The sequence below is a fragment of the Achromobacter sp. 2789STDY5608621 genome, assembly GCF_001299375.1.
Classification (GTDB): Bacteria; Pseudomonadota; Gammaproteobacteria; order Burkholderiales; family Burkholderiaceae_B; genus Achromobacter; species Achromobacter insuavis.
In genome coordinates this window covers 157,594-160,880 of the sequence record NZ_CYTU01000005.1, presented here as the reverse complement: position 1 = coordinate 160,880, position 3,287 = coordinate 157,594, and the positions used below count along the sequence as shown (strand labels likewise).

The window sequence follows — 3,287 nt, the reverse complement described above, 5'->3', positions numbered from 1 at the left end:
AATTAAATTTGAATAATTGATAGCTGCCGTTTATCATTCTTTCCATGGTGGTTAAACAACCCCGCTACCCCAAGGAGAGATTGAATGCTGCAAAACCGTGAAGGCCAACGTGTTCCCAACGTAACGTTCCCCGTCCGCGAGGGCAACACCTGGAAAAAGGTCACGACCGACGACCTGTTCAAGAACAAGACGGTCGTGGTCTTTTCGCTTCCCGGCGCTTTCACGCCGACCTGCTCGTCGACCCACCTGCCGCGCTACAACGAACTGGCCCCGGCCTTCGCCGCCGCCGGCGTCGACAGCATCGTCTGCGTGTCGGTCAACGACACCTTCGTCATGAACGAATGGGCCAAGGACCAGGAATCGGCCAACATCACGCTGCTGCCCGACGGCAACGGTGAATTCACCGCCGGCATGGGCATGCTGGTCGACAAGAGCGACCTGGGCTTCGGCAAGCGCAGCTGGCGCTACTCCATGCTCGTCAAGGACGGCGTGGTGCAGAAGATGTTCATCGAGCCCGAAAAGGAAGGCGACCCGTTTGAAGTGTCGGACGCCGACACCATGCTCGCCCACTTCGCCCCGACGGCCAAGAAGCCCGACCAGGTGGTGGTGTTCTCCAAGCCCGGCTGCCCGTTCTGCGTGGAAGCCAAGGCGCTGCTCGAAGACAAGGGCTATGCCCCGATCGAGATTCCGCTGGAGAACAAGGTCCGCGGCCGCGTGATCGGCGCCGTGTCCGGCAAGGGCACCGCTCCGCAGGTGTTCATCAACGGTTCGCTGATCGGCGGCCTGGACGACCTGAAGGCGCACTTCGCCTGATGCTGGCCGGGAAGGGGGCGCGCCGCGCTCCTTTCCGCGCCGGGCCGCCGCTGGCGGCCCGGCTCGCCGGTTTCCCTTTTTCCGCATCTTCGAGCGGCCCCGACCGGGCGCCGCGGGACGGCGTTCGTCCCGAGGGTGCGCAACAAGGCGGAATCCGCTTTCGACACTTTTGCTCCACGCTACACCCGGGGGATCCCACTCATGAAGACTCTGCACACCGATATCGCCATCCTGGGCGCCGGCACCGCCGGCCTGGCCGCCTATCGCGCCGCCAAGGCCGCGGGCAAGCGCGCGCTGCTGATCGAAGGCGGTCCCTATGGCACCACCTGCGCCCGGGTCGGCTGCATGCCGTCCAAGCTGCTGATCGCCGCCGCCGAAGCGGCCCACCAGGCGGCGCACACCGTGCCGTTCGGGGTGCACGTCGAGGGCGAGGTCACGGTCAACGGCGAAGAGGTGATGGACCGCGTCAAGCGCGAGCGCGACCGTTTCGTCGGCTTCGTGCTCGAGGGCGTGGAGAACATCCCGGCCGAAGACAAGATCCGCGGCTATGCCCGCTTTGAATCGGATACGGTGCTGCGGGTCGATGACCACACCGAGATCCACGCGTCCCGCGTGGTGATCGCGACCGGTTCGCGGCCGTCGGTGCCGCCGCCGTTCCGCGCGCTGGGCGACCGCCTGGTGCTCAATGACGACGTGTTCGCCTGGGATGACCTGCCGCGCCGCGTGGCGGTGTTCGGCCCCGGCGTGATCGGGCTGGAGCTGGGCCAGGCGCTGGCGCGGCTGGGCGTCGAGGTGCGCGTGTTCGGCGTCAGCGGCAGCCTGGGCGGCATCAGCGATCCGCAGGTGCGCCACAGCGCCCGCAAGATCTTCCAGCAGGAGTTCTACCTGGATCCGGATGCGCGCGTGCTGGAAACGCAGCGCGTCGGCGACGAGGTCGAGGTGCGCTACGTGGCGCTGGACAACACCGAACGCACCGAGCGCTTCGACTACGCGCTGGTGGCCACCGGCCGCCGTCCCAACGTGGACGGCCTGGGCCTGGAGAACACCTCGCTGCAGCTGAACGCGCAGGGCGTGCCGCTGTTCGGCCGCGACACCATGCAGGCGGGCGAGTCGGCGATCTTCATCGCCGGCGACGCCAACGCCGACGCACCGCTGCTGCACGAAGCGGCCGACGAAGGCCGCATCGCCGGCGAGAACGCCGCGCGCTACCCCGAGGTGCGCCAGGGCCTGCGGCGCGCGCCGCTGGCGGTGGTGTTCTCGGACCCGCAGATCGCGCTGGCCGGGCAGGGCCATGCCCGCCTGACGCCGGGCACCTTCGTGACGGGCGAGGTCGATTTCGGCGACCAGGGCCGTTCGCGGGTGATGCTGAAGAACCGCGGCCTGCTGCACGTGTACGCCGATATTGCCAGCGGCCGCTTCCTGGGTGCGGAAATGGTCGGCCCCAGCGCCGAGCACATCGGCCATCTGCTGGCCTGGGCCGTGCAGCAGGAGCTGACCGTGGCGCGCATGCTGGAAATGCCGTTCTACCATCCGGTCATCGAGGAAGGCCTGCGCACCGCGCTGCGCGATGCCGCCGCCAAGCTGGCGCGGGCGCAGGAGGCGCTGCGCCAGGTGGAAGCGGAAGACGCCGCGGCCTGAAGGTATCGAGGCGTGGAAAAGGCTGCCCTTTTGGGCAGCCTTTTTTGCGTCCTGGGCCGATGCGCGGAAGAGGGCGGCCCGGCTGACGGGGCGCCAGGCCTCGGGGCGACGGAGGAACCGTGTGGATTTCTTGTCACGCCAGGAAATTTTATAGATAATCTATAAAAACCACTTTAGCCCTCGCCCATGAACACTCCCGTCATCACGCTGGACGGCGCGCATCTGCGCGCCGAGGACGTTGTCGCCATCGCGCGCGGCGGAGCGACCGTCGCCCTGGCTGACTCCGCCCGCCAGGCCCTGGACGCGACCCGCGGCTACATCGAAGCGCACTGGCTCAACGATGCCGCGCCGCTGATGTACGCCTTCAACACCGGCGTGGGGGCGCTCAAGAGCCAGCGCATCGCGCCGGCCGAGATCGCCACGTTCCAGGCCAGCCTGGTGCGCTCGCATTCGGCGGGCACGGGCGAGCCGATGCCGGACGAGGTGGTGCGCGCCATGATGGCGCTGCGGGTGAATGCCTTCGCCAGCAACCATTCCGGCGTGCGGGTCGCGATCATCGACCGGCTCATCGCCATGCTCAATCACGGCATCACGCCGGTGGTGCCGTCCAAGGGCAGCGTCGGCGCCAGCGGCGACCTGGCGCCGCTGGCCCTGATGAGCGGCGCCCTGATGGGCCTGCCGGAATCGCGCGTCACCTACCGGGGCGAGGCGATGCCCGCCGCGCGCGCCTTCGAGCAGGCCAGCATGGCGCCCACGATGGACGTGCAGGCCAAGGACGCGACGGCGTTGATCAATGGCGCGACCGCCTCGCTTGCCTATGCGGTGCTGGCCGCGCA

General features: G+C 68.1%; 3 protein-coding genes. All 3 read left to right on the top strand.

Annotated elements, in window-relative coordinates:
• Positions 1–84 precede the first annotated feature (84 nt).
• Positions 85–813, top strand: a complete 729-nt coding sequence (locus tag AOZ53_RS07865; protein ID WP_006394714.1) for a glutathione peroxidase — start codon at positions 85–87, stop codon at positions 811–813.
• A gap of 201 nt (positions 814–1,014) precedes the next feature.
• Positions 1,015–2,451, top strand: a complete 1,437-nt coding sequence (locus AOZ53_RS07860) for a dihydrolipoyl dehydrogenase (RefSeq protein ID WP_054487477.1) — start codon at positions 1,015–1,017, stop codon at positions 2,449–2,451.
• Between the two features lie 186 nt (positions 2,452–2,637).
• A partial coding sequence (locus AOZ53_RS07855; protein ID WP_197286463.1) for an aromatic amino acid ammonia-lyase occupies positions 2,638–3,287 on the top strand: 650 nt, incomplete at its 3' end.